Origin of the sequence: Helicobacter sp., assembly GCF_029067145.1 — a bacterium.
In the GTDB taxonomy this organism is placed as follows: Bacteria; Campylobacterota; Campylobacteria; order Campylobacterales; family Helicobacteraceae; genus Helicobacter_D.
The window spans coordinates 1-21,748 of the sequence record NZ_JAIEFA010000028.1 but is presented as its reverse complement, the minus strand read 5'-3'; the positions used below and the strand labels follow the sequence as shown (position 1 = coordinate 21,748).

The following is a 21,748-nucleotide window of genomic DNA, read 5'->3' as shown; positions in this document are numbered from 1 at the left end:
TTTATCTTTTTTATGATAAAATGCCTTAAAAGTAATGTAATTATACGCAAAATTTTTCGTATTGTCAAGGAAAAACAAATGCAAATATGCAAAAAAATTCGTGAAATTAGAGGCAATGAGTCTCAAAGTAGTTTTGCTGAACGCTTTGGTATTACTGCGAGGACATTGCAAAATTATGAATATGGTAACACTTCACCAAGCATTGATTTTATTCAAAAAATAAGCCAAGAATACGATATTGCTCCAGAATATTTTTTTGATTATGGAGAAAAATTGTTCCGCAATAGTTCCGCAATAGTTCCGCAATATAGTTCCTCAATGCAAAAAAAGGGTTCCTCAATATCTAAAACCAATATCACACACACTAATTCCTCCCCCAAAACCTTAAACGATGATTTTGTCTCTATCCCTTTCTATGAAGATGTAAGAGCAAGTGCAGGAAGTGGGGCATATAATGAAGCAGAAACAGCCGAGCAGCTAAACTTCCCAAAATCCTTTTTACGCCAATATTTCGGCATTATCTCTTTTGCAAATCTTTCCATTATTATAGGCAGTGGAGATTCTATGTTTCCTACTTTGCCTGAAAACTGCTATCTTGTAATACAACAAGGCAATGTAAAAGAGGGAGAAATTTGCGTGGCTAGGATTGAGGACGAACTCTATGTTAAACGCCTCCAAAAACTCCCAAAATTGAAGCTGCTTAGCGATAATAAAGCCTACGACCCAATAGAATTAGACGGCTCAAACTTTGAAATTATAGGGCGCGTGGTAGGGTATTTTAAAAAGACTTCACTTTGAGAATGCCTCTTAAATTTATGGCAATTTTGTGATGAATTTTGTGAGTGTGTTTAATAGCGTTTAATACGAGGTTTGAGCTACTTTTTTAAGGGCATTTTGTGGTTGATTTTGTGATGTTTTGTGAAAAAATAGCCCTTTTTGTGAAAAAAGTTTTCTTAATTTTCCATTTTAAATCAAAGTATTTTAAAGAGCAAACTACCATTTTAACGAAGCTCCAAGCCACTCACTCTATAAATTTTACACTTTGAAATAAAATACCCCCTTATAATTTGCGTAATTATAGATTGCTTTAAAGATTCTATTGTAAAGATTTCTGTATGCGGGATTATGGATTGCTTCGGCTATGCCTCGCAAGGACGAAGCAAGGTAGATTCTGCATTGTGGCTTGTTTCGTCCGCTTCGCTTCCCCGCAAGGACGCGGGAGTAAAGCGCAAGATATGTAAAACTAAAATTTCTTTTTTTTCACATCATCAAAAATTTTATTTGCGATTTCATCTACCGTATTACTAATATCTTGAGAATAGTTTGCGATTTCTACATTTTGCGAGTTGCTAGTTTCTAGTTGCGCCACTGCTTGATTAATCTGTTCGATTCCTAATGTTTGTTCTTTAATAGAATCGCTCATTTCATTAATACCTTGCACAAGAACATTCACATTTGCTTCAATCTCATTGAGTGATTTTCCTGTTCTTTCTGCTAGCTTTCTTACCTCATCAGCAACAACTGCAAATCCTCTTCCGTGTTCTCCAGCTCTTGCTGCTTCAATCGCGGCGTTAAGTGCAAGCAAGTTGGTTTGGTCTGCAATGTCTTTAATCACACTCACGATACTTTTAATATCCTCTGCCTGTCTCGTAACCTCTGAAGTTTTATCACTGACATTGTGCATAGAACTTGAGATTTCCTCCACAGCCGCGGCGGATTGCCCCAATGCAGCCGCTTGATTATGCGAACCTTCGGTAAGGTTTCTTACCGCTTGATTTAAGTCTTTTGCGCTTGCTTCTAGCTCCTTAGCAAAGCCTGATGAAGTGTGTAGCATTTCTTTAATACTCTCACCCAAAGCATTTGTCGTTGTTTCTACGCTTCCTTTTGCATTGGCGACAGCAGTCGTAAAATCCAAGGCAATATAAGCTTTAAAGACGCGTGAAATCTCATTCATATCGCTACCGATTTTATTTTGCAAGACATCTAGCATTGCATTTAATACATTTTTTAATTCTATCAGTTGTGGATTGTGAGGATTTTCTACGATTCTAGCAGTGAAATCCCCCTCCTCAATGGATTTTGCAACCTCAATAGATTGTCGCACAGCCTGCTCGTCCTCTGCCAAGCCTCTTTGGATTCTTTGGATATTTTGATTGATTGCAATTCGCATTGCTCCAATCTCATCTTCTGCCTTTGGTTTTGTAAGTACAGGAGGATTTGGTGTTTCGTGGTTAAGATATTTCAAGAAGTCAAAGAGTAAAACAGAAATACTATTGACGCGACTAAGCAAAGAAAACTTAATAATCATAAAAGATGCAAACAAGATGACCAAAAATAAAAGAATAATTCCAGCAATTACGATAAACTTTACCTTGTCGTTGGCTTCTGTGAAATCACTTTTTAATGCTTCAATCAAAATCCAAACATTTAATTGTGCATTATAATCTATATAACCATAATATTCTTTACCATTATTTTGATGCTGATAAAAAATTTCTGTCTCTGGTTTGATGTTTGCAAGATGAGCGAATTTACTTGGATTTCCCTCGTGCCCAAAGATGAATTTATCCTGCGTTTTATCAAAAATAACGATTTTTCCATTTTTTCCAATAGGGATTCCACTTAATTTTTGCGTAATGAGTTGATAAGAATTTGTCAAATCATAAGCAATAAATAAAATCCCCAAAGTCTCTCCGCCTGCACCAAGAATCGGCTTATAAACAGACATATAGTCCTTTCCGCCCAAATGCACCTTGCCATAAAAAGTCTTTGGATTGCTTTTTGTCATTTCTGCATAAGCTGGGTGAGAGCTTCCTAATGTAGTATTAATCATACGATTACCTTGCTGGTCTTTCAAAGAAGTTGCTATCCTAACAAAATCATTCCCATCTTTGACAAAAATTGTTGCCACACCTCCGGTTAAATTAGAAAAATTATCTACTAGCTCCGTATTGCCTACAAGATTAATTCCATTATAATAGAAGCTTGGCACATTCAAATTGCCATTTCTGATAGTTTCCCCGATTCTATAACTATTGCGCCCTTGTTCTCCATAAAGTGTTGTCAAATTATTTTCAAAAAGTTTTAATGTAGAATCGGTTTCACTAATAATTTGGTCAGCAACAACTTGAAAGTTACCCTCTACGATTGCAGCAGTTTGTCTTATTTGTGCTGCCATTTGTTCTTGAGAAAATTTGCTCATAGTGTGCGAGATAAATAATACAAGTGGTATGGTGATAATCAACGCAATGAGCGACTGAATACAGGAAAATTTCTTCCCCACAGAAAGTTTGTCCCACATCTTAATTCCTTTCCTTTGTTATTAAATTAGAATTTAAATTGTATCTAAAATATTTATAATAAAAATTAAAATATAATTTGGGCTTTTGTTATTAAAAAAGAAACTTATATCTTGTCCTTGCGAGATTCTTTCACTTGGATTGCTTCGGCATTGGCTCGCAAGGACGCAGTAGTAATCGTCTTTACAAAACAAAAGATTGCAAAGATAAAAACACATAGGCGCGAAGCCTATGAGAGAATTATTGTTTGAGTTGGAGCAAAGTGTTTAAGATTTGGTCAGAAGTCGTTACAGATTTAGAGCTTGCTTGGAATCCTCTTTGCACGACGATAAGCTGTGTTAATCCTCTAGACAAGTCTGTGTTACTCATCTCTAGCTTAGAAGCTTCAATGCTTGCTCTTCCACCCGTTCCTGCTGTCCCGATTGTCGCATTACCAGAGTTTGGAGATTCCGCATAAAGATTATTACCAGATTCTTGCAAGCCCTCATAGTTGGCAAATGTCGCGACTGCCACTTGTGCAAGGGCTAGGTTGCGTCCATTATCAAAGACACCAATCATTGTTCCTGTGCCATCAAAGTAGAAATCTTTGAGCATACCAGAAGCATAGCCATCACCTCCCACTTCATTGGCTTGAGATTCTTTGGCTGTGCTTGTAAGTCCATCATATCCACCGCCCGTTCCAAAGTCTAGGTTAATGGCTTGTGGAAACTTCGCTCCATTGTTTGGTTTAAACTGAATCGTAGAGGGGTTGAATCCTAACAATTCGCCTTGCTCACCAAAAGTTACATTTCCACCTTCAAGGATATTTGGACGCTGCGCAGTTGCACCTAGTAGTTCTGCTGGCTCTGGCACTGTGATACGCCAATTCCATTGATTACCTTGCACTTTGGTAAATTCAATCTGAAACTCGTGTTTGTTACCCAAGCTATCAAAGATTTCCACAGTTTGCCCATAGGTTGCCATTCGGATTCCACCAGAGCTTGTTACATTTCCACCTTCTACTAGCACACCTGTATTCATACCTTTCATTACTTGTTTGAAAAGCACATTTGTGGTATTGAGCGTGTCATTATAACCAGAAACAAAGATGTTGAGATTATCATAAGCCGAACCACCATTTGCCCAATCGTTTGTTGTGGTTAATCCATCTTGTTTATTGTTGATTTCAAATTGTCCTGAATTATTCAAAATCACGCTCACACTATAATTGCTTTGTCCAAAGCCTGCAGCAGCACCAGCAGCAGCTGCAGTAGAATCACCACCGAACGCTTTGACTTTGTTTGCATCTTGTTGGATTACTGCACGCAAATCCTCTGTGGTGCGGAATTGTCCAGAGGCAGAATCCGCGTCAGTTTGTGTGGTGTAGATGTATTTAAACGCAGTCGTTACGGTTTCCCAACTTTGTGGATTGACTCCTTGAGCATCAACAAAACCTCCATTCTGGAAGATTCCATTATCAAATCCACTTGCGCGGATATTTTTGTTTGTGCCATCGCCATCTAGCTGATTAAGGTTTTGCAAAATCAACATTCCATTTTGTGTGAGGGCTTCCACACCTGTTTTGTCCTTGACATTGTTAATCGCAACTTGTGCAGCCAAAAGATGAGAAGAACCAGAAATTGTGGCGTCATTTGTCCAAGTAATAGTTTGTCCATTAATAGTAACAGTGGTTGTAACAGGACCTGCGGCAGGGTTAGGGTCTAGCATAATGCGTTTGGAAGTAGCAGTTTGGTAGCTTACCCAAATCCCTTGTCCCTCTTGTAACATTAAGGCTTCCCCGCTGGCATCAAACATTACTCCCATATCTTGCTCTACTTCTAGTTGTTTGTCGTTGGTGTCATAGATTCTATCCAATCCACCTGCGATATAATTGTTTGCCGCTGTGCTATCTAGCGGGCTTGGGCAAGTGATGTTCTCTGTTTTTCTACCACTTGTGAGGTTGATATTTCCTGTTACATTGGCAGTTGCTTTTGCCGGGATTGTCATTCGTGGGTCAATCGTAATGTTTTTTACTGGACCTGTGGAATCCACGCGGTTTAACTCGCCACTACCGCAAGCACAATTAAGCTTAGACAAATCTCTCAACCAACCTTGCACAATAAAACCACTTGTGGTTACAAGATTTCCCACCGCGTCAAAAGAAAATGCGCCATCACGCGTATACATTCTGTTATATCCTGCATTGTTGCTGACGACAAACATACCATTTCCGCTTAAAGCTAAGTCTGCTTTCCTATCAGTGTTTTGCATAGAACCTTGTGAAAAAACTTTTGTTGTTGTATTAATTGATGTTCCAAGTCCTACAGAATAATCATTCACCCCACCATACCCTGCATAAGGAATCGTAGCAGAACGGCGTGTTTGACTAACCATTGTAGAAAAATCTGCACGAGAATATTTAAAACCATTTGTATTGACATTGGCAATGTTGTTAGACTCTACATCAAGCGCGACTTGATGCGCTTGCATACCGCTTACACCTGACCATAATGAACGTAACATTTGCAATCCTTTATTTAAAAAAGTATTTTGCAAGCAATAAAGCAACTTTCGTTCCACTTTTTATTTTTAATTAGTGTTCTTGCTTTGGATTCATCATTGCGAGGGCTTGGGTTTTCTGTCATTGCGAGACTTTGTAGAAGTTGTAGCAATTTCTTTGATGAGCAAGCGTCTGCCACTTCGTCATTGCGAGAGGCTTTGCCTCGTGGCAATCCAAATCTAAGTATAAAGAAAATAAACAATGGAATCTTAAAAGGCGAGATTCCATATTATAGATTGCTTCGCTCGCAATGACAAGGCAACAAAGCATAAGGTATGCAAAATTTTAGATTGCTTCGTCTCTCACTCTGTTTGTTCCTCGCAAGGACAAGTTGGTATGCCTCCTTGCGAGATTCCTCAAGGAATCGTGGCAATCTATAATGTTGAACTTAAAAAAAGCAATAGCATAGAATCTTAGAGGAAATGTTTAAAAATTTATAAATACATATTGTATTTTTTAAAATTTATGCTATAATTCCACGAAATTTTTACAAAGGAAAACAAAATGGCAAATTTATTGCACAATAATTACACACAAGAAACACTCGCATTACACGCGGGCTACACTTACGATACACAGCGCACCTTAAGCGTGCCAATCTACCAAAACACCGCTTATAGCTTTGAGACTTTGGAGCAAGCAGCGGCAAGATTTGGCTTGCAAGAATTGGGTAATATTTACTCCCGACTTACAAATCCCACTTACAAAATCTTAGGCGACCGCCTTGCTGCTGTGGAGGGTGGAGCATTTGGAGTTGTCGCTGCAAGCGGAACTGCTGCTATTTTTTACGCACTTGCCAATCTTGCGCAAAATGGCGATAGTATTGTGTATTCTAACAAAATCTATGGTGGCATACAAACTCTTATTGTCCATACTTTAAAGAGATTCGGTATTCATTCCAAAGCCTTTGATATTGATGATATTGAGGGAACTTTGGAAAGCGCAATTGATGAAACAACCAAAGTCATTTTCTTTGAAAGTCTCTCCAATCCGCAAATTTCTATCGCAGATGTAGAGAAAATCGCTAAAATCGCCAAAAAACACGGAATCGTTACGATTTGTGATAACACCGTTGCCACTGCATTTTTGCACAAACCCTTTGACTTTGGCGTAGATGTCGTAGTGCATTCGTTAAGTAAATATGTCAATGGTCAAGGAAGCGCGCTAGGAGGGGCTGTGATTGAGCGCAAAGGATTAAATGATTTGCTTGTCAATAATCCCCGCTATCCCGCCTTTAACACTCCAGATGAAAGCTATCACGGGCTTGTTTATGCTTCCTTGGCAGGTGCGTTGCCAATCTTTGGAATCCGATTAATCACCGAATGGCTAAGGAATATCGGCGCGACACTCTCTCCGCAAAATGCGTGGATTATCCTACAAGGGCTAGAAACATTGGAATTGCGAATCAAAAAACATAGTCAAAACGCACTAGAAGTGGCGCGATTCCTCCAAACTCACCCAAAAGTCAAAAATGTATTCTATCCCGGCTTAGAAAACAATCCTTACCATTCTTTGTTGAAAAAATACTTCACAGATTCCAATGCAAGCGGTCTTTTGAGCTTTGAAGTAGGAAGCTTTGAGGAAGCCAAAAAAGTTTGCAACGCATTAGAAATCTTTGCAATTGTCGCAAATATAGGGGATTCCAAATCCCTTGTGATTCACCCTGCTTCCACAACCCATTCACAATTAAGCGAAGCGGAGTTAAAATCCGCAGGGATTACACCTTGCACGATTCGTCTAAGCATTGGTTTAGAATCCCCACAAGATTTAATTGCGGATTTAAAACAAGCATTAGAAAAATAAGGAGTTTTATGCCATTAGTCATTCCAGAGGACATTCCAGCCTTTTCACTTTTAAAACAAAATGCGTTCATTATGGGCTGCAATCGCGCGAAATCCCAAGATATTCGCGCTTTGGAAGTGTTGATTTTTAACCTTATGCCTACCAAAATAGAAACAGAAAATCAGATTCTCTCGCTCCTTGCAAATTCTCCCTTGCAAGTCAATATTACCCTGCTCTCTACTGCAAGCTACATTGGCAAAAACACGCCAAAATCGCACCTAGAGCGATTCTATGTTGATTTTGAAACGATTAAGAATCGCGAATTTGATGGTGCGATTGTTACAGGCGCGCCGATTGAACATTTGGAGTTTGAGGAAGTCAAATATTGGAAAGAATTTACGCGCGTAATGGATTTTTTAAAAACAAATTGCACAAGCACTTTGTATCTTTGCTGGGGCGCAATGGCGGGTTTGCATTATTTCCACGAAATCCAAAAAGTCCCGCTAGGTTCCAAACTCTTTGGCATATTTGACCATTATTGGGTAGAAAAAGACTTGCTCTTAAATGGCTTAGATGAAATTGTCAAGATTCCACATTCGCGACATTCGGGTATCAATGAAGCACAGGTGCGCGCAAATAAGAATCTTAAAATTCTGCTTGAGGGAAAGTGTAGCGGGATTGCCGCGCTCAAAGATGAAAAAGACTTTTTTATTTTAGGACACCCCGAATACTTCAAAGAAACTTTGGATTTAGAATACAAACGCGACTTAAATGAAGGCTTAAGGATTGCCCCGCCCTCTCATTATTATGATGATGCAAACAATCCTTTATTTATTTGGCGTTCCTCTGCAAGCGTGCTGTTTTCAAATTGGCTTAACTTTGCCGTCTATCAAGACACACCTTTTATTCTGCATTAGGCTTCTCGTAATACACGAGATTCCGCTTGCGCGTTTCAAAATCCTCTGAATCCTCACTTAAATAGACAATATAATGCCTATCCTCATAAAGCCCGCGAATATTTTTCATTTCTCCTTGAATGCTCAAGGTATAATCTTTTGCCAAAAAAATTTCCCCCATTGCGCGCCCAAAGCTTGGGACAAAAAGCAAAATCACACAACCCAAAAGGACGACAAACAAAAACTTAAAGACTTTATCCACAAAGGGAATCACAAAACCGATTCCAAAAATGGCAACAAGAATAACAAAGGCGTAAGGATTAAAAACATTGAAAAAAAATGGATTAAAAAATACATTGATTCCATAGTATTGAATATACCCACTAAAAATTGTTGCCCAAAAAACAGCAAAAAGCAAAAAAACTAACATAAAACTTACAAGCACAGAAGAGACAATTTTCATTCATTCACCTAATACATTTAAGATTAAAATTTGAGATTTTATAGATTTTGGAAGGTTGAGATTCTGCTAAACCTCGTTTATCCAAAACCACCATATCCACCTTTTGCAACGCAAAATCCAAATGAAACATTTGATGGTGTGCATTCGCAGAGCTAGAATACAAAAAAGGAAAGAATCGCAAAAAATCCGCGTGGGAAGCCTCTTGCAATCTATGCGGTTTGACGACACGAATCGCAAGTTTTGTATTCTCATTGCTTGATAAGGCGTGTTTGCCACTATAAATAAAAGTATTTTTCGCGCTCCTGCGCACTCTATTTTTATATTTTTGGGGAATCCTCACAAGATTTTTAAGCTTGCAAAAAGAATCTAAGGTTAAAAGCGTATTTTGACTTTTCAAACGCCCCTTAATCGCATTAAGTTTCACAAAATCAGCACACAAAAACCCCGCTGTCGTATCGCTTTGAGCTAAAAAAATTGGCATAACCTCACAATCAGTGAAAAAATCCATTGGCTTTACCTTATTTGCATTTTACGCATCATTGTGCCAAATAATCCTGAATTGCTTTTGTTAGATTTGGATTATGAGATTTTAACTCACTAATCGCACAAACCGCCACGCGTGCAGCTTCAATAGTCGTAAAATAAGGCACATTATGACGCAAAACTTGCGTGCGAATTTTATCTGTGTCGTCCTTGCTTGAAGCTTCATCGCTTGTATTAATTGCCAAAGCAATTTCCCCATTCGCAAGCATATCGCCAATATTTGGACGCCCCTCGCTAATCTTTAATGCCTCCTCGCAAGCGATTCCAGCATTTTTTAGAATCTCTGCTGTGCCTTTTGTCGCACAAAGATGAAAATTAAAATGCTGCAAATCTTTTGCAAGCGAAACCGCTTGAGGCTTATCAAGACTGCGAAGAGAAATAAAAACTTTTCCTTTTGTAGGAAGTGAATTTTTGCAAGCCAACTGACTTTTGGCAAAACTTAGCCCAAAACTCTCGCTAATCCCCATAACTTCACCGGTTGAGCGCATTTCTGGTCCTAGCACCATTACCGCACCACTTAACTTATTAAATGGAAAAACAGATTCTTTGACTGCGATATGTTTAGGAGTTTTGGGTTTATATAAGCCATTTTTAAACTCGGTTTTTTGGAATTTATCATAACGCGCGAGTGCAGATTTCAAGTCTCCATTCACCATTACATCGGTGGCAACCTTTGCAAGCGGAATCCCAGTCGCTTTGCTTACAAATGGCACGGTGCGACTTGCGCGAGGATTGACTTCAATAAGATAAAGTATATTTTCAAAGATTGCGTATTGCGTATTCATTAGCCCTACTACTCCTAGATTTCTAGCAATCTTTGCAGTTGTTTCCTCCACCTCTCTTATGCGCTCCTCTGATAAGCTAATCGTGGGCAACGAACAGGCAGAATCGCCGCTATGGATTCCCGCCTCTTCAATGTGCTGCATAATCCCTGCAATATAAACTTCCTTGCCATCGCAAATAATATCTACATCTAATTCAATGGCATTATTTAAAAATTTGTCAATAAGCACAGGGCTATCCTCGCTGACGCTCACCGCCTCACTCATATAGTCTTGCAATTCATTCATATTATAAACAATCCGCATTGCACGTCCGCCTAGCACATAGCTCGGGCGCACAAGCACAGGAAATCCTATGTCTTGAGCGATATTAATTGCTTCCTCTTTCGTATAAGCTGTGCCATTCTTGGGCTGAATGAGTCCATTTTCTTCTACGAATTTTGCAAATTTTTCTCTATCCTCCGCAATGTCAATGGTTTTTGCGCTTGTGCCGATGATTTTAGCACCAATGGTCGTAAGCTTCTTAGCAAGTTTCAAAGGTGTCTGCCCACCAAAATGCACGATAATTCCGTCTGGTTTTTCGCGCTCAATCACACTGCGCACGTGCTCAAAAGTAATGGGTTCAAAGTAAAGCACATCACTGATATCATAATCTGTGCTAACAGTCTCGGGATTACAATTATACATAATGCTTTGAATGCCCATATCGCGCAAAGCAAAACTTGCATGCACGCAAGCATAATCAAACTCTATTCCTTGCCCAATGCGGTTAGGTCCTCCACCGATAATGAGCACTTTTTTCTTATTGCTTTGTGGAATCTCTGGAATAAACTCACATTCAAAAGGAATCGTAGAATACAAATATGCGGTTTGAGTAGCAAACTCTGCCGCGCAAGTATCCACTTCATTGTAGCTTAAAGCAATCTTTGCCTTTTGTCGTAAAGCATAAATATCCTCTTCGCGCAATCCTAGCGATTCGGCTTTATTTACCAAAAAGGCAAGCATTTTATCACTAAAGCCATATTGTTTGACTTTTCTTAAGAAATCTGCATTGTTGAGCCTTTCAAAAGAAATTTGTTGCTCTAGCGCAATAATTTCTGCAATTTGATGGAGAAAATAGGAATCTATTTTGCACCATTTTTGCACTTCTTCTACGCTGATTCCGCGACGAAATGCGTCGGCAATATAAAGCAATCTTTCAGCATTTGGGCGGCGCACTTCGTGTTGAATTTCGTTTAAATCACTGCTTTTGGGCGTAAAGCCAAAGATTCCTGTTTCTAGGCTATTGAGTGCTTTTTGCAAGGATTCTTTGAAAGTCGTGCCAATCGCCATAACTTCACCAATAGATTTCATAGAAGTTGTCAAGGTAGAATCTGCTTGTGGGAATTTTTCAAAGGTAAAACGAGGAATCTTTGTTACAATATAATCAATACTAGGTTCAAAGCTTGCGGGCGTGCCTGTGATGTCGTTTTTGATTTCGTCTAAAGTAAAACCTACTGCAAGCAAAGTTGCGACTTTGGCAATTGGATAACCTGTCGCCTTAGAAGCAAGCGCGGAGGAGCGTGAAACGCGTGGATTCATTTCAATCACGGTCATTCTGCCACTGCTAGGATTAATGGCAAATTGCACATTGCTCCCGCCTGTATCCACACCAATTTCACGTAAAATGGCAAAGGAAGCATCACGCATTCTTTGATATTCCTTATCAGTGAGCGTCAATGCTGGAGCAATCGTGATAGAATCCCCTGTATGCACTCCCATTGGGTCTAAATTTTCAATGCTACATACAATAATGCAATTATCCGCTCTATCGCGAATCACCTCCATTTCGTATTCTTTCCAACCCAACAAGGATTCCTCAATCAAAATCTCGCCAATAGGACTAATCTCTAAACCATTTTGTGCTAGATTTTTAAATTCGTCAATATTATAAGCAACACCGCTTCCACCGCCTGCTAAGGTATAACTTGCGCGAATAATAAGCGGGAAACCAATTTCTCTTGCCGCGTCTAACGCCTCTTCAAGCGTATAGGCATAACGAGATTTTGGCAAATCCATACCGATTTTTAGCATTGCCTCTTTAAAAGCCTGCCTATCCTCGCCTTTTTTAATCGCTTCGGGCTTTGCGCCAAGAAATTGCACTCCTTGAAGCATTCCTTTTTCAAACATACTCATTGCGATATTCAGTGCCGTTTGTCCGCCCATAGTAGGCAAAATCGCATCTACTTTTTCTTTTTTAATAATATCCGCAACCACCTCTTCAGTGATTGGCTCAATAAAGGTGCGATCTGCAAATTCTGGGTCTGTCATAATCGTTGCTGGATTGGAGTTAATCAGCACGACTTTATAACCTAACTCTTTAAGTGTTTTTGCAGCTTGTGTGCCTGAATAGTCAAACTCGCACGCTTGTCCAATGACGATTGGTCCTGAACCAATCAATAGAATTGTTTGAATGTCATTTCGTTTCGGCATAGAATCCTTCTTGCAATTTTGGGTTAAAATTTCGTAATTCTAGCGTTTTATGACTTAAAAATTTGAGGGAAAATTCTATTTTTTCCAATTTTGCAAAAAAGGTTGGAGCTGATATAAACTTGCCTTGCAAAACGCGCTTCTTGCAATGCAAACAAGTTGTTTGGCGGATTCCTCTAAATCCTCATTGATAATCAAATAATCAAAACTCGGTAGATTCTTTACTTCGTCTAGCGCATTTTCTAATCGCTTTTGAATCACCTCTGCACTATCGCTTCCGCGCCCGCTCAAACGCTCTTTTAAAATGCTTTTACTCGGTGTTGTGATAAAAATGCTTGTCGTTTGATTTGGAAAAATTTTTTTAAGATTCGCTTGTCCTTGCACATCAATATCAAAAATTACAAGCTTATCCTCTTGTAATGCCTTTAAAACTTGCATTTTAGAAGTGCCATAATAATTCCCATGCACTTGCGCCCACTCCAAAAATTCTCCCTTTTGGATTCCATTTTCAAAGGCGTCTTTTTCAATAAAATAATAATGCACGCCCTCTATTTCGCCCTCGCGTTTCTTGCGCGTAGTAGAGGAAATAGAAAAATAATGGTTAGGAAACTCTTGTGCTAAAACCTTATATAATGAGCTTTTCCCCGCCCCACTAGGACCAGAAAGAATGAGAATTGCTCCTTTGTATTTCATAGCATTTAGTCTTTTTTGGGAAATTGAATATTAATACTAATGGACGCACCACTTAACAAATCTTTTAAATTTTGGGACTGCAAGGCTTGCAATGCACCAATGAGAGACTCTAGCGAATTGGCTTGAATATTGCTTGGCAATGCGGAATCCTCTGCCACACTTGCGTTTGGCACGATTGGAGCGGGATTTGGGGCTTTTGCAATAGGTTCTCCTAAGGCTTCGCTCATTCCCTCTGCACTTAAGCTATCAAACTCATCTAAGCCCTCCAATGCCACGGGTTCCTCCTTTGATTCCTCCTCTAAAGGCAAGTCTAAATCTCCTGTCAAATCCACTTCCAAATTCTCGCTTAAATCCTCTGTTATGGAATCCTCCGCATTCTCTGATTCCACTTCATCGGCTTGCGCCATTTCAGATTCTGCCCCCATATCAAGGTCTAGTAATTCTTGAGATTCTTTCTCTAATTCCTCTTGCGTTTCCTCTTGGGATTCTAAATTTAAATCACCTAAATCCGCTAAATCACCCAAATCATCTTCTGTGGATTCCGAAGCTTCCGCAGTTAAATCAGTCAATGAATCCGCTGAATCCGTAGATAAATCCAAGTCTCCCAAGTCGGAATCGGATACATCATTGGAGCTAGATTCCAAATCTCCCAATTCTCCTATATCCAATTCAGAGGCACTAGAATCCGCACTTTCCTCGCCCTTATCTTGCTCCATTTCCTCTGTTGTCTCTGCCGCTTTTTCCTCGCCTATTTCCTCATCAAGTGCAGGCAACTCTAAATCCGCGTCTGCTAATAAATCCGATTCCGCATTTTCTAGGCTTTCTGCTTCTTTTGTTTCGTTACCAAAATCCAAATCCAAGTCTAAATCTGCTTCTCCCTCTCCGCCTGTTTCTGCGAAATCCGCGCTATTACCCTTAATATCATCGCCGCCTAAGCCTTCTAGCTGCACATCAAAATCCTCGCCTTGAGATTCCAAAGATTCCTCTTTAGAATCCTCTGCAACTTCAATATTATCAAGCTCTGCTTGCAAATCGCCAAAGTCCAAATCCTCACTTGCACTAGAATCACTGCCCAAATCCATTTCCTCGCCCAAATCCGATGAAGCCTCTGCTGGTTCAGGCAAAGCCTCCTCATTTGAGAGTAAATCCTTAATTTCCTCCACATCGCCTTTGTCTAGGACATTTAAATCCGCGGATTCTTCTTCAGAATCGTCTGCACCGAAATCTAACTGCGCGTCCCCATCCTCTGTCGTGGCTTCCTCTATCCCCTCCTCTGCGCCAAAATCCAATGGAACATTTGCATCTTCTCCTGCCTCTTCTATGCCCTCTTCCATTGCATCGTCTGCACCGAAATCTAACTGCTCCTCTCCATCGCTAGATTCTGCATTTGACTCCTCATCGTCTAATTGTAAATCATCAAAACCTGAAAGGTCTAATTCATCATCTAAATTATCCAAAGATTCCGCATCGTCCATCTCTAAATCATCAGAATCTCCCTTTTGATGAACTTGCTGATTATCAATTGGGGTAATCCCGGAAACCTTGCTCAAGGTTTTTACAAGGTCTGTGGGCAAAAAAGGCTTTTGAATATACTCATTGAAGCCCTCTAAACGTTCTGTGGATTTAGCATAAAATAAGCCGAATTTTGCTTCTGGATTTGCCGATTTGTAAGAGTCAAATAATTCTTGTTCAAAACATTCGTCATCTATCAAAACAATTTCTGCACCAAGCGTTAAATCAATCTCTGGAGATTCTTCCATTTCCACGCCAAGCTTAGATACACTTAGTGCTACAAGTTTGCTAATAATGGGATTCTTGTTAATAAGGTATAGTTTCATAAATGCTCCCTATTTGCTTTGTTTCGTCTTTTTAAACAAAGAGTTGGTAAAATTTTAACAATTTGTATCTTAATTTTACAAGGAACTTTTAATGTTTAAACAAGTTTTAGCAACGATTGGGGTTTTTATTAGCTTTTCTTGGGCGGATTCTCTCTACTTTATGCCCCAAGAACAAGATAAAGCCCTCCAAGCATTGATTTCTACGATTCAAAACTCTCAAAACACACTAGATGTTGCGATTTATAGCTTCACAAATCGCGAAATCAGCAAAGCAATCCGCGACATTGCCAAAAAAGGTGTAAAAGTGCGAATCATTTATGACAAAAAAAGCAATCAAGACGCCAACAAATCCACCATTGGCTATCTTGCAAAACTCAAAAATATTGAAACTTGCTTGCTAGAGGGAAAACTCTCTTATAATCGCAAATTTTATGGATTAATGCATATGAAAATGGCAATCAGTGATGAAAATTCTCTGATTTTAGGTTCTGCAAATTGGTCTAAAAGTGCTTTTGAGACAAACTATGAAACGCTTTTCATCACACAGGATAAAGATTCTATTGCGAAAGCTAAAAATGCTTTTGAGGGAATGTTTTTGGAGTGTAAAAAATATTAGGAATCTCCAAAGACTATTTGGAATCCATATTTAAAAAATACGCGTCCAAACGAAAAGAAAAGACTAATTCCGCGCCCTCTCTTTCAATAAGAATCGGAAAGCTAAAGCGCACGATTCCGGGTAAGGCTCGTGTCATTTTCAAAGATTCTTTGAGTTTGTTAATATTTTGCAAACGTCCGCTAATTACAAAACGTTGCTTGAAGTATTTTCCCTCTAAACTAGGCGCACCATCTGCAACTACACCGGCGTTTTCAAAGATAATTCTTAACTTCTCCTCAATTTCTTTTTGTGTGATTCTGTGTTCAAAATCTTCTAATATATGTGCATTTTGATTTTGATAATTGATAAGTTTTTGTCTTTCTGCATTGCGTTGAGATTCTATCTGCTCTTGCACATAAAGCTCCTTGCGATATTGTGCATTGGTCTTACGAAAAATATCTAATTGAGGTTTTACTACAGCCAAAAACACCCCAATAACCATAAAAAAATAAAAAACAAAAAAGAAAGTATTACGAATCCAATCAATCTGTGCAAAAAATGCTCTCACGGCTGCGCTTCCTCTTGTTGATTTAATTTACTAATGGAAACGAAATTATACCAACCATTTGGTAGCATATAGAAATCCGCGCGACTTTGATGAAAGATTGAGCGCAAAGGCACTTCTAACAAAAAGGTATAAATCTGCTTAGAAGGGGTTGTCCCATAAAGCGTTAATTGATATTGCTCCATTTGGATTTTATTCAATGTGATTTGTTCGGGAATCAAATCAAAGAGATTCTCCACGCTATCTTTTAGCATATTATTTTGACTAGCAATATAAGCTTCAAATTGCACTTTCTCTTCTTCTATAATCATCATTTCTTGGTATTCTTTGATTTCCTTGAGCATTCGTTGTTGCATTTCTATGGCGGCTTTTTCATTTTGCTGCATAAAGTATCCTTGCACTTTTAACATTGCAACAAAACCTGCAAAAATAAAAAGTGTCAAGAAAATATAGCCCCACCAAATGCGCGAAACTTTCTTAAGAATTGTTTTTTTGCCCGGTTGCGTGAAACTATAATTCATACTTGCCCTTTTGATTCAAAAAACTTATAGGATTCATAGCCAAGATTTGCTAATTCTTTAGCAATATCACAAGAAAGCACTTGCACCTCTAGCATTGTGATTTGTTGGATTTGTTGGAGTGTTTCTTGTGCAATATCGTGAGGATTGAAAATCACAATTTCATTGATAAACTCGCTGTTATAAAGCGTATTACTATAAAATTCACCCAAAGCAGATTGAATAAATTTTGCTGCTGTATTAATGCGTGAAAAATCATCTAAATCATTGCCTTTGTGGGAATCCTCACCACTTTCGTTTAAATCGTCCTCACTATCGTCATTTTTCAAGACTTTGATAAGTTCATCGTCATCACTACTTTCGCTGTCCAAATCCACCACATTTTCAATATTGCTCAATTCATTTTGCAAATCCGATTCAATATCTGTTTTTTGTATATCCTCTTCGTCCTCACTCAAAGAATGCTTAACAACAGATAATCCCAAATCAATCTCACTTTCTAAAACATAATAACCACCAAACAAAACTCCTGCATCTTGCTTGGTAACAATCAAAGTCATATTAGAACGTTGAAACAATACATAGAGTTTGCAAGAATCTTGGAAAGTATCTTTTGCCAAACGATACAGAATCATAAAAGGAGAAATCACAAAATCCGCGCCAAGCTTTAAAAAACGTTTTTTTGTCTCTGCGATTCCTTGATTAGGGACATAAACCGACCAATTATTGTCAAATCGCTTATAGACAACTTCGTTACAATTCACGCCGTGTTTTTCAAACTCACTTTCTTTATCGGAATTAATCACGCCTTGCGTAATAGACAAAGAAAGCGTGGAAACATAAGTAAAAGGATTTTTAGCGCGAATTTTTTTAATATAACGCACCGCTTGAATAGGTAACTCACCGGGATTTGTTTTAAACTCTTTTGTTTGAGTTTGCTGAAGCTGCCCTCTGCGGTAGAAATTCACCACAACACTGCATAATTTGTGATCCACTTCAATGCCAGCAATCACGGTGGCAAAAAAAGGGCGAATTGTTTTTATTAAATTCATCATCACTCCAAACTTAAACTCGCATTGCTAATAGTATGCAATTTTGGCTTAAAAAATAGCCTTTAAAAGCCAAAAAATATAATTTTTTCATAAAATATTGCGCAAGATTCCAAAAAATTTGCGTTTGAATTTATTTTTCAGAATCTAACTTTAGGATTCCTAATGTGCAGGCAAATGCGATTCTATCTTGTGCATAGAATCTTGTGTGGGCATAGAAGCATTAGAATCTTGCATTTTATGCGCCTTGTGAGCCATTGTAGGATTTTGCAAAAACTTAATGCCTTTTTCAACCATCAATGCACCAAAAATAACAATCGCAATGGCGGCAAGATTCATCGCAAGTTTGCGCACAAAGGGCTTATATAGAATCGTATTTGCCAAAAGCCCAAAGAGCAACAAAGGCACAATTGTCGCGATTCCAAACACCAACATCACCAATGCACCCTTAACTATGCTCGCAGAACCAGCCGCACTGAAAAGAAACGCATAAACAAAACCACAGGGAAGCAAACCATTAAGGATTCCTAAGATATAGAGACTCCAAGCACTTTCAAGATTCAAAGCCCTTTGGAATCGCGTTTGATACCATTGAGAATTTTGGAGCGAATGTTCTAAAAGTGTTAAGAATTTTAACTTGCCAAAGAGTGAAAACCCCGCAAGAATCATCAAAACACCTGCAATCAAAAAGAGCAAGCCACGCAAAGTGCCATTGAGACTAAACATACTTCCAAGCCCGCCAACCAACGCACCAAGCAGCACATAAGTGCTAATGCGTCCGAGATTATAAAGGAAGTGGAATCCCACAATACGCGCTTTGCTTATACTTTGATTTGCCAACTTTCCGCTAAAGGCAAGCACGATTCCGCCACACATTCCAATGCAGTGTCCAAAGCCTCCCAAAAGTGCAATACCAAAAAGACTGATGAAATCTAAATTTTCCATATTTTTCCTTACAAAAGCAGTAGAATCTTAAAATTACACTTTTTCCCACTCGCAGCCTTGAGGAGTATCCATAATCTCAATTCCGCTCACGCGCAAATCCTCTCGGATTTTATCCGCATTTGCAAAATCCTTTGCCTTTTTGTATTCCGTTCTTTTTGCGATGAGTGCTTCAATCTCTACGCGTCTTGCTTCGCTCACACCAAGTTTAAAGTATTCAAAAGAATCCTTCAAGCCCACGCCCAAAATTCTTGCAACCAAAGCAAGATTTGCCGCAATTTGTGGAATCTTATCCTTTTGCTTGTTGTCTAGCATTTCGTTTGCGTTTGCGATAAGTTCCTCTACAATGCTTAGGGCTTTGGAAATATTTAAGTCATCGCTTAAAGCCTCTAAAAACGCCTCGCTAAAAGCGTTTTTCTCGTTTTGAGATTCTGCATTTTGTGGGTTTTTGATTTGGGTTTGCGCCAATCGTTTTTTAAGCCGATAGATTCTATCTAGCCGCTTCTTGCTTGCGAGCAAATCCTCTTCGGAGAAATTTAACCCCGCACGATAATGTGTGCTTAAAAGATAGAATCGCAGAATCTCTCCATCGTAATTTGCCAAAGCATCTTTGATAAAAAAGCTGTTCCCAAGCGACTTTGCCATTTTTTCACCATTAATCGTTACAAAGCCGTTGTGTATCCAATATTTTGCGAGATTCTGCCCCTGCGCACAACGCGTCTGACAAACCTCATTTTCGTGGTGAGGAAACAGCAAATCCGCTCCGCCCCCGTGAATGTCAATTGCGTATTTGCCCTCTGTTGCCAAATGTTCTTGAATCATTGCGCTACACTCAATGTGCCAGCCCGGACGCCCCTTGCCAAAAGGCGAATCATAGCCCACATCACCTACGCCTTTGTAGCTTTTCCAAAGCGCAAAATCCTTTGCGTCGTGTTTTTGTTCGCTATTTTGGATTCTGCTTTTGGATTCCTCATCGGCGATTCTACCGCTCAAGCTCCCATAATCTGTGTCTTTATCCACAGACAAATAAATATCTCCATTGGGCGTTTGATAAGCAAAGCCTTTATCTAGTAGCGTTTGAATCATCGCGCAAATGCTTGGCAAACTCTGTGTAGCCTTTGGCTCAATATCGGCGCGCTCCACACCTAGAGATTCCATTTCGTCTAAATATTTTTGCGTGTAAGTCTGCGTAATTTCCTCTACGCTTAAGCCTGTTTGTAAGGATTTGTTGATGATTTTGTCATCAATATCGGTAAAATTTTTGGCAAAAATCACTTGGTAGCCCCGCTCACGCAAGAGTTTGCGCCACAAATCAAACACAATCGCGCTTCTTGCGTGCCCTAAATGCGAATCGTCATACACCGTCGGACCGCACACATACATACGCACTTCTTTTGGACTAATAGGCTTAAATTCAACTTTTTCTTTTAATTTGCTATCATAAATCCTAATCATCACTTTCCCTTATGAATTTTAGGGGAAAGTATAGCAGAAAATGGAGGGGATTAATACGATATTAAATGCTTAATTTTGGATATTCTCTATAAAATTTGCCACCGAGCAAAGCACCGTTATCTTTTTTATTTCTCCTCATTCCATCAGCACCCCAAGCCCCCCACTGCTTAAAGAAAAAAGCAACATTTTGTTCTTCGCATTGTTTTTTAATATTCAAAACCCAAATTTCACGCATTAATCTTGCATTAAAACCACTCTCTCCCCCAACAATTACCCAATCAATCCCCCCTAAATCAATCCGCCCTAAATCATTTAATAGAGGCTCACAAGAAATCCACTTAATTTTTGCAGGTAAATCTCTTATAAAATTTACCCTTTTTTTGACTTGTGCTGACTCAATTGTAACGCCAAGCCATATATTATCTGGTATCTTTTTATCCAAAAAATAATTTCTCATTTGCTGAGGGCGTTTTGTGAGAATCTGATATTGATGGTGTGGAGTTTGCCAAATAATTTGCATAATTTCATCTAAAAATGCAACTTCCATTTTTTCGTGAAACAAATCACTCATAGAATTAACAAAATAAAGCGTAGGTTTTTTATTTTTTAATGGCTCATCGAGACGATGTTTAAGCATTTTAAATTTAAAGCCATCTTTATAATCTTTGTTCCCCATAGCTTGTAGTCTCTTTGCCATCACTTCTGCATAGCAATTCTTACAACCATCACTTACCTTATCGCAACCAATAGTAGGATTCCAAACAGCCTGCGTCCATTCAATTTTGGTGGGTTTCATTAAAAATTAAACCTCCCTTGTCGTATCTTTGGAATCCTTATTAGATTTTCTAATTTTATATCCTTGCAGTTTCTAATTTTCTTATTTTTCTTGGTATCAATTACTTCAATTTCTTTATTGTATAAGACTTCTCTTAAAGAATCTTGTATGACTTCTATTGTTGCTGGCGTATCGTTAATTTCATTTTTAATAAAATCTCCAAAAGTCTTATTATTATATTGTGTAATCTTTTCCTGAATTTGTCTTTGTATAGATTTTAAACTTTTTTGTTTGTCTGATTCTGCAAACAAAAATAGATTTAGCGTCTTTTTATCTTTACTTGAATATCCGAACATATCAAGCCCTTCACCTCCATAGTGGATAAAAGCATTATGATTTTCATAGTGAAGTTTTACCATCTCGTTTCTTGCTATGGGGTGGTTGCTAAAATGTAATAACCAATAAGCCCTGTGTGTGTTCTCACCTTTAACAAAAAATGGTGTGTAAAAATGGGGATTAATTTTTTTGATAATGGAATCTAATAA

Annotated in this window: 20 protein-coding genes; 6 read left to right on the top strand and 14 right to left on the bottom strand. The window is 38.7% G+C overall.

Annotated features, from left to right (window positions below):
* Nucleotides 1–78: 78 nt before the first annotated feature.
* Complete coding sequence (locus tag K2N75_RS02280) at nucleotides 79–798, top strand: XRE family transcriptional regulator (RefSeq protein WP_297680504.1); 720 nt, start codon at nucleotides 79–81, stop codon at nucleotides 796–798.
* 317 nt (nucleotides 799–1,115) lie between these two features.
* Entirely contained in the window at nucleotides 1,116–1,241 is a 126-nt protein-coding gene (locus tag K2N75_RS02275) for a hypothetical protein (protein ID WP_297680502.1), read from the top strand.
* A 2-nt stretch (nucleotides 1,242–1,243) separates the two neighbouring features.
* On the opposite strand, the gene K2N75_RS02270 is transcribed toward K2N75_RS02275, so the two are convergent.
* Together K2N75_RS02270 and flgE are read right to left on the bottom strand one after the other, a co-directional pair.
* Nucleotides 1,244–3,301 (bottom strand): Cache 3/Cache 2 fusion domain-containing protein, encoded by a 2,058-nt coding sequence (locus K2N75_RS02270; protein WP_297680500.1) that lies wholly within the window; start codon nucleotides 3,299–3,301, stop codon nucleotides 1,244–1,246.
* A 238-nt stretch (nucleotides 3,302–3,539) separates the two neighbouring features.
* Complete coding sequence (gene flgE / locus K2N75_RS02265) at nucleotides 3,540–5,801, bottom strand: flagellar hook protein FlgE (RefSeq protein ID WP_297680498.1); 2,262 nt, start codon at nucleotides 5,799–5,801, stop codon at nucleotides 3,540–3,542.
* Nucleotides 5,802–5,828: 27 nt separating this feature from the next.
* Between flgE and K2N75_RS02260 the strand changes: the two genes are divergently transcribed.
* From K2N75_RS02260 to metA, 3 genes are all read left to right on the top strand, one after another.
* Nucleotides 5,829–6,092 (top strand): hypothetical protein, encoded by a 264-nt coding sequence (locus K2N75_RS02260; RefSeq protein WP_300119884.1) that lies wholly within the window; start codon nucleotides 5,829–5,831, stop codon nucleotides 6,090–6,092.
* 250 nt (nucleotides 6,093–6,342) lie between these two features.
* Nucleotides 6,343–7,641, top strand: coding sequence for an aminotransferase class I/II-fold pyridoxal phosphate-dependent enzyme (locus K2N75_RS02255; protein WP_297680494.1), 1,299 nt, complete (start codon nucleotides 6,343–6,345; stop codon nucleotides 7,639–7,641).
* Between the two features lie 8 nt (nucleotides 7,642–7,649).
* Nucleotides 7,650–8,537: a homoserine O-succinyltransferase gene (metA, locus tag K2N75_RS02250; protein ID WP_297680492.1), complete on the top strand. Its 888-nt coding sequence runs from the start codon at nucleotides 7,650–7,652 to the stop codon at nucleotides 8,535–8,537.
* Here metA and K2N75_RS02245 read toward each other — a convergent pair.
* The 5 genes from K2N75_RS02245 to K2N75_RS02225 form a co-directional block, all read right to left on the bottom strand.
* Nucleotides 8,524–8,979, bottom strand: a complete 456-nt coding sequence (locus K2N75_RS02245) for a hypothetical protein (protein ID WP_297680490.1) — start codon at nucleotides 8,977–8,979, stop codon at nucleotides 8,524–8,526. The two genes, metA and K2N75_RS02245, sit on opposite strands and share 14 nt — an antisense overlap.
* A gap of 4 nt (nucleotides 8,980–8,983) precedes the next feature.
* A complete protein-coding gene (locus K2N75_RS02240; protein WP_297680488.1) occupies nucleotides 8,984–9,487 on the bottom strand; it encodes a hypothetical protein in 504 nt (167 codons plus the stop codon).
* A 28-nt stretch (nucleotides 9,488–9,515) separates the two neighbouring features.
* Nucleotides 9,516–12,776, bottom strand: coding sequence for a carbamoyl-phosphate synthase large subunit (carB, locus tag K2N75_RS02235; protein ID WP_297680486.1), 3,261 nt, complete (start codon nucleotides 12,774–12,776; stop codon nucleotides 9,516–9,518).
* 75 nt (nucleotides 12,777–12,851) lie between these two features.
* Nucleotides 12,852–13,466, bottom strand: coding sequence for a guanylate kinase (gene gmk / locus K2N75_RS02230; protein WP_297680485.1), 615 nt, complete (start codon nucleotides 13,464–13,466; stop codon nucleotides 12,852–12,854).
* 5 nt (nucleotides 13,467–13,471) lie between these two features.
* Complete coding sequence (locus K2N75_RS02225; protein ID WP_297680484.1) at nucleotides 13,472–15,304, bottom strand: hypothetical protein; 1,833 nt, start codon at nucleotides 15,302–15,304, stop codon at nucleotides 13,472–13,474.
* A gap of 91 nt (nucleotides 15,305–15,395) precedes the next feature.
* Between K2N75_RS02225 and K2N75_RS02220 the strand changes: the two genes are divergently transcribed.
* Nucleotides 15,396–15,920 carry a phospholipase D-like domain-containing protein gene (locus tag K2N75_RS02220; protein ID WP_297680483.1) on the top strand — a complete coding sequence of 175 codons (525 nt, stop codon included), beginning with the start codon at nucleotides 15,396–15,398 and terminating at the stop codon, nucleotides 15,918–15,920.
* A 13-nt stretch (nucleotides 15,921–15,933) separates the two neighbouring features.
* On the opposite strand, the gene K2N75_RS02215 is transcribed toward K2N75_RS02220, so the two are convergent.
* The 7 genes from K2N75_RS02215 to K2N75_RS02185 all read right to left on the bottom strand — a co-directional run.
* Nucleotides 15,934–16,389 carry a hypothetical protein gene (locus K2N75_RS02215; RefSeq protein WP_297680506.1) on the bottom strand — a complete coding sequence of 152 codons (456 nt, stop codon included), beginning with the start codon at nucleotides 16,387–16,389 and terminating at the stop codon, nucleotides 15,934–15,936.
* Nucleotides 16,390–16,463: 74 nt separating this feature from the next.
* On the bottom strand, nucleotides 16,464–16,985 hold the full coding sequence (locus K2N75_RS02210) for a hypothetical protein (protein ID WP_297680482.1): 522 nt from the start codon (nucleotides 16,983–16,985) through the stop codon (nucleotides 16,464–16,466).
* Entirely contained in the window at nucleotides 16,982–18,034 is a 1,053-nt protein-coding gene (locus K2N75_RS02205) for a hypothetical protein (RefSeq protein WP_297680481.1), read from the bottom strand. The genes K2N75_RS02210 and K2N75_RS02205 overlap by 4 nt, the downstream gene beginning before the upstream one ends.
* 159 nt (nucleotides 18,035–18,193) lie before the next feature.
* Nucleotides 18,194–18,976, bottom strand: coding sequence for a sulfite exporter TauE/SafE family protein (locus K2N75_RS02200; protein ID WP_297680479.1), 783 nt, complete (start codon nucleotides 18,974–18,976; stop codon nucleotides 18,194–18,196).
* A 33-nt stretch (nucleotides 18,977–19,009) separates the two neighbouring features.
* The gene (gene cysS, locus K2N75_RS02195; protein WP_297680477.1) at nucleotides 19,010–20,428 is read right to left on the bottom strand and encodes a cysteine--tRNA ligase; all 1,419 of its coding nucleotides are present in this window, start codon (nucleotides 20,426–20,428) and stop codon (nucleotides 19,010–19,012) included.
* 61 nt (nucleotides 20,429–20,489) lie between these two features.
* Nucleotides 20,490–21,224: a phage Gp37/Gp68 family protein gene (locus K2N75_RS02190; RefSeq protein WP_297680475.1), complete on the bottom strand. Its 735-nt coding sequence runs from the start codon at nucleotides 21,222–21,224 to the stop codon at nucleotides 20,490–20,492.
* On the bottom strand, nucleotides 21,224–21,748 hold a 525-nt coding region (locus K2N75_RS02185; protein ID WP_297680473.1), incomplete at its 5' end, for a hypothetical protein. The genes K2N75_RS02185 and K2N75_RS02190, both read right to left, overlap by 1 nt.

Bases quoted from the DNA above. Each gene is read 5' to 3' on its own strand.
- K2N75_RS02245 (WP_297680490.1), bottom strand. From the start codon at position 8,979: ATGAAAATTGTCTCTTCTGTGCTTGTAAGTTTTATGTTAGTTTTTTTG.
- metA (WP_297680492.1), top strand. From the start codon at position 7,650: ATGCCATTAGTCATTCCAGAGGACATTCCAGCCTTTTCACTTTTAAAA.
- K2N75_RS02205 (WP_297680481.1), bottom strand. From the start codon at position 18,034: ATGAATTTAATAAAAACAATTCGCCCTTTTTTTGCCACCGTGATTGCT.
- gmk (WP_297680485.1), bottom strand. From the start codon at position 13,466: ATGAAATACAAAGGAGCAATTCTCATTCTTTCTGGTCCTAGTGGGGCG.
- carB (WP_297680486.1), bottom strand. From the start codon at position 12,776: ATGCCGAAACGAAATGACATTCAAACAATTCTATTGATTGGTTCAGGA.
- K2N75_RS02190 (WP_297680475.1), bottom strand. From the start codon at position 21,224: ATGAAACCCACCAAAATTGAATGGACGCAGGCTGTTTGGAATCCTACT.
- K2N75_RS02220 (WP_297680483.1), top strand. From the start codon at position 15,396: ATGTTTAAACAAGTTTTAGCAACGATTGGGGTTTTTATTAGCTTTTCT.
- K2N75_RS02270 (WP_297680500.1), bottom strand. From the start codon at position 3,301: ATGTGGGACAAACTTTCTGTGGGGAAGAAATTTTCCTGTATTCAGTCG.
- K2N75_RS02225 (WP_297680484.1), bottom strand. From the start codon at position 15,304: ATGAAACTATACCTTATTAACAAGAATCCCATTATTAGCAAACTTGTA.
- K2N75_RS02280 (WP_297680504.1), top strand. From the start codon at position 79: ATGCAAATATGCAAAAAAATTCGTGAAATTAGAGGCAATGAGTCTCAA.
- K2N75_RS02255 (WP_297680494.1), top strand. From the start codon at position 6,343: ATGGCAAATTTATTGCACAATAATTACACACAAGAAACACTCGCATTA.
- cysS (WP_297680477.1), bottom strand. From the start codon at position 20,428: ATGATTAGGATTTATGATAGCAAATTAAAAGAAAAAGTTGAATTTAAG.
- K2N75_RS02275 (WP_297680502.1), top strand. From the start codon at position 1,116: ATGCGGGATTATGGATTGCTTCGGCTATGCCTCGCAAGGACGAAGCAA.
- K2N75_RS02200 (WP_297680479.1), bottom strand. From the start codon at position 18,976: ATGGAAAATTTAGATTTCATCAGTCTTTTTGGTATTGCACTTTTGGGA.
- flgE (WP_297680498.1), bottom strand. From the start codon at position 5,801: ATGTTACGTTCATTATGGTCAGGTGTAAGCGGTATGCAAGCGCATCAA.
- K2N75_RS02240 (WP_297680488.1), bottom strand. From the start codon at position 9,487: ATGGATTTTTTCACTGATTGTGAGGTTATGCCAATTTTTTTAGCTCAA.
- K2N75_RS02210 (WP_297680482.1), bottom strand. From the start codon at position 16,985: ATGAATTATAGTTTCACGCAACCGGGCAAAAAAACAATTCTTAAGAAA.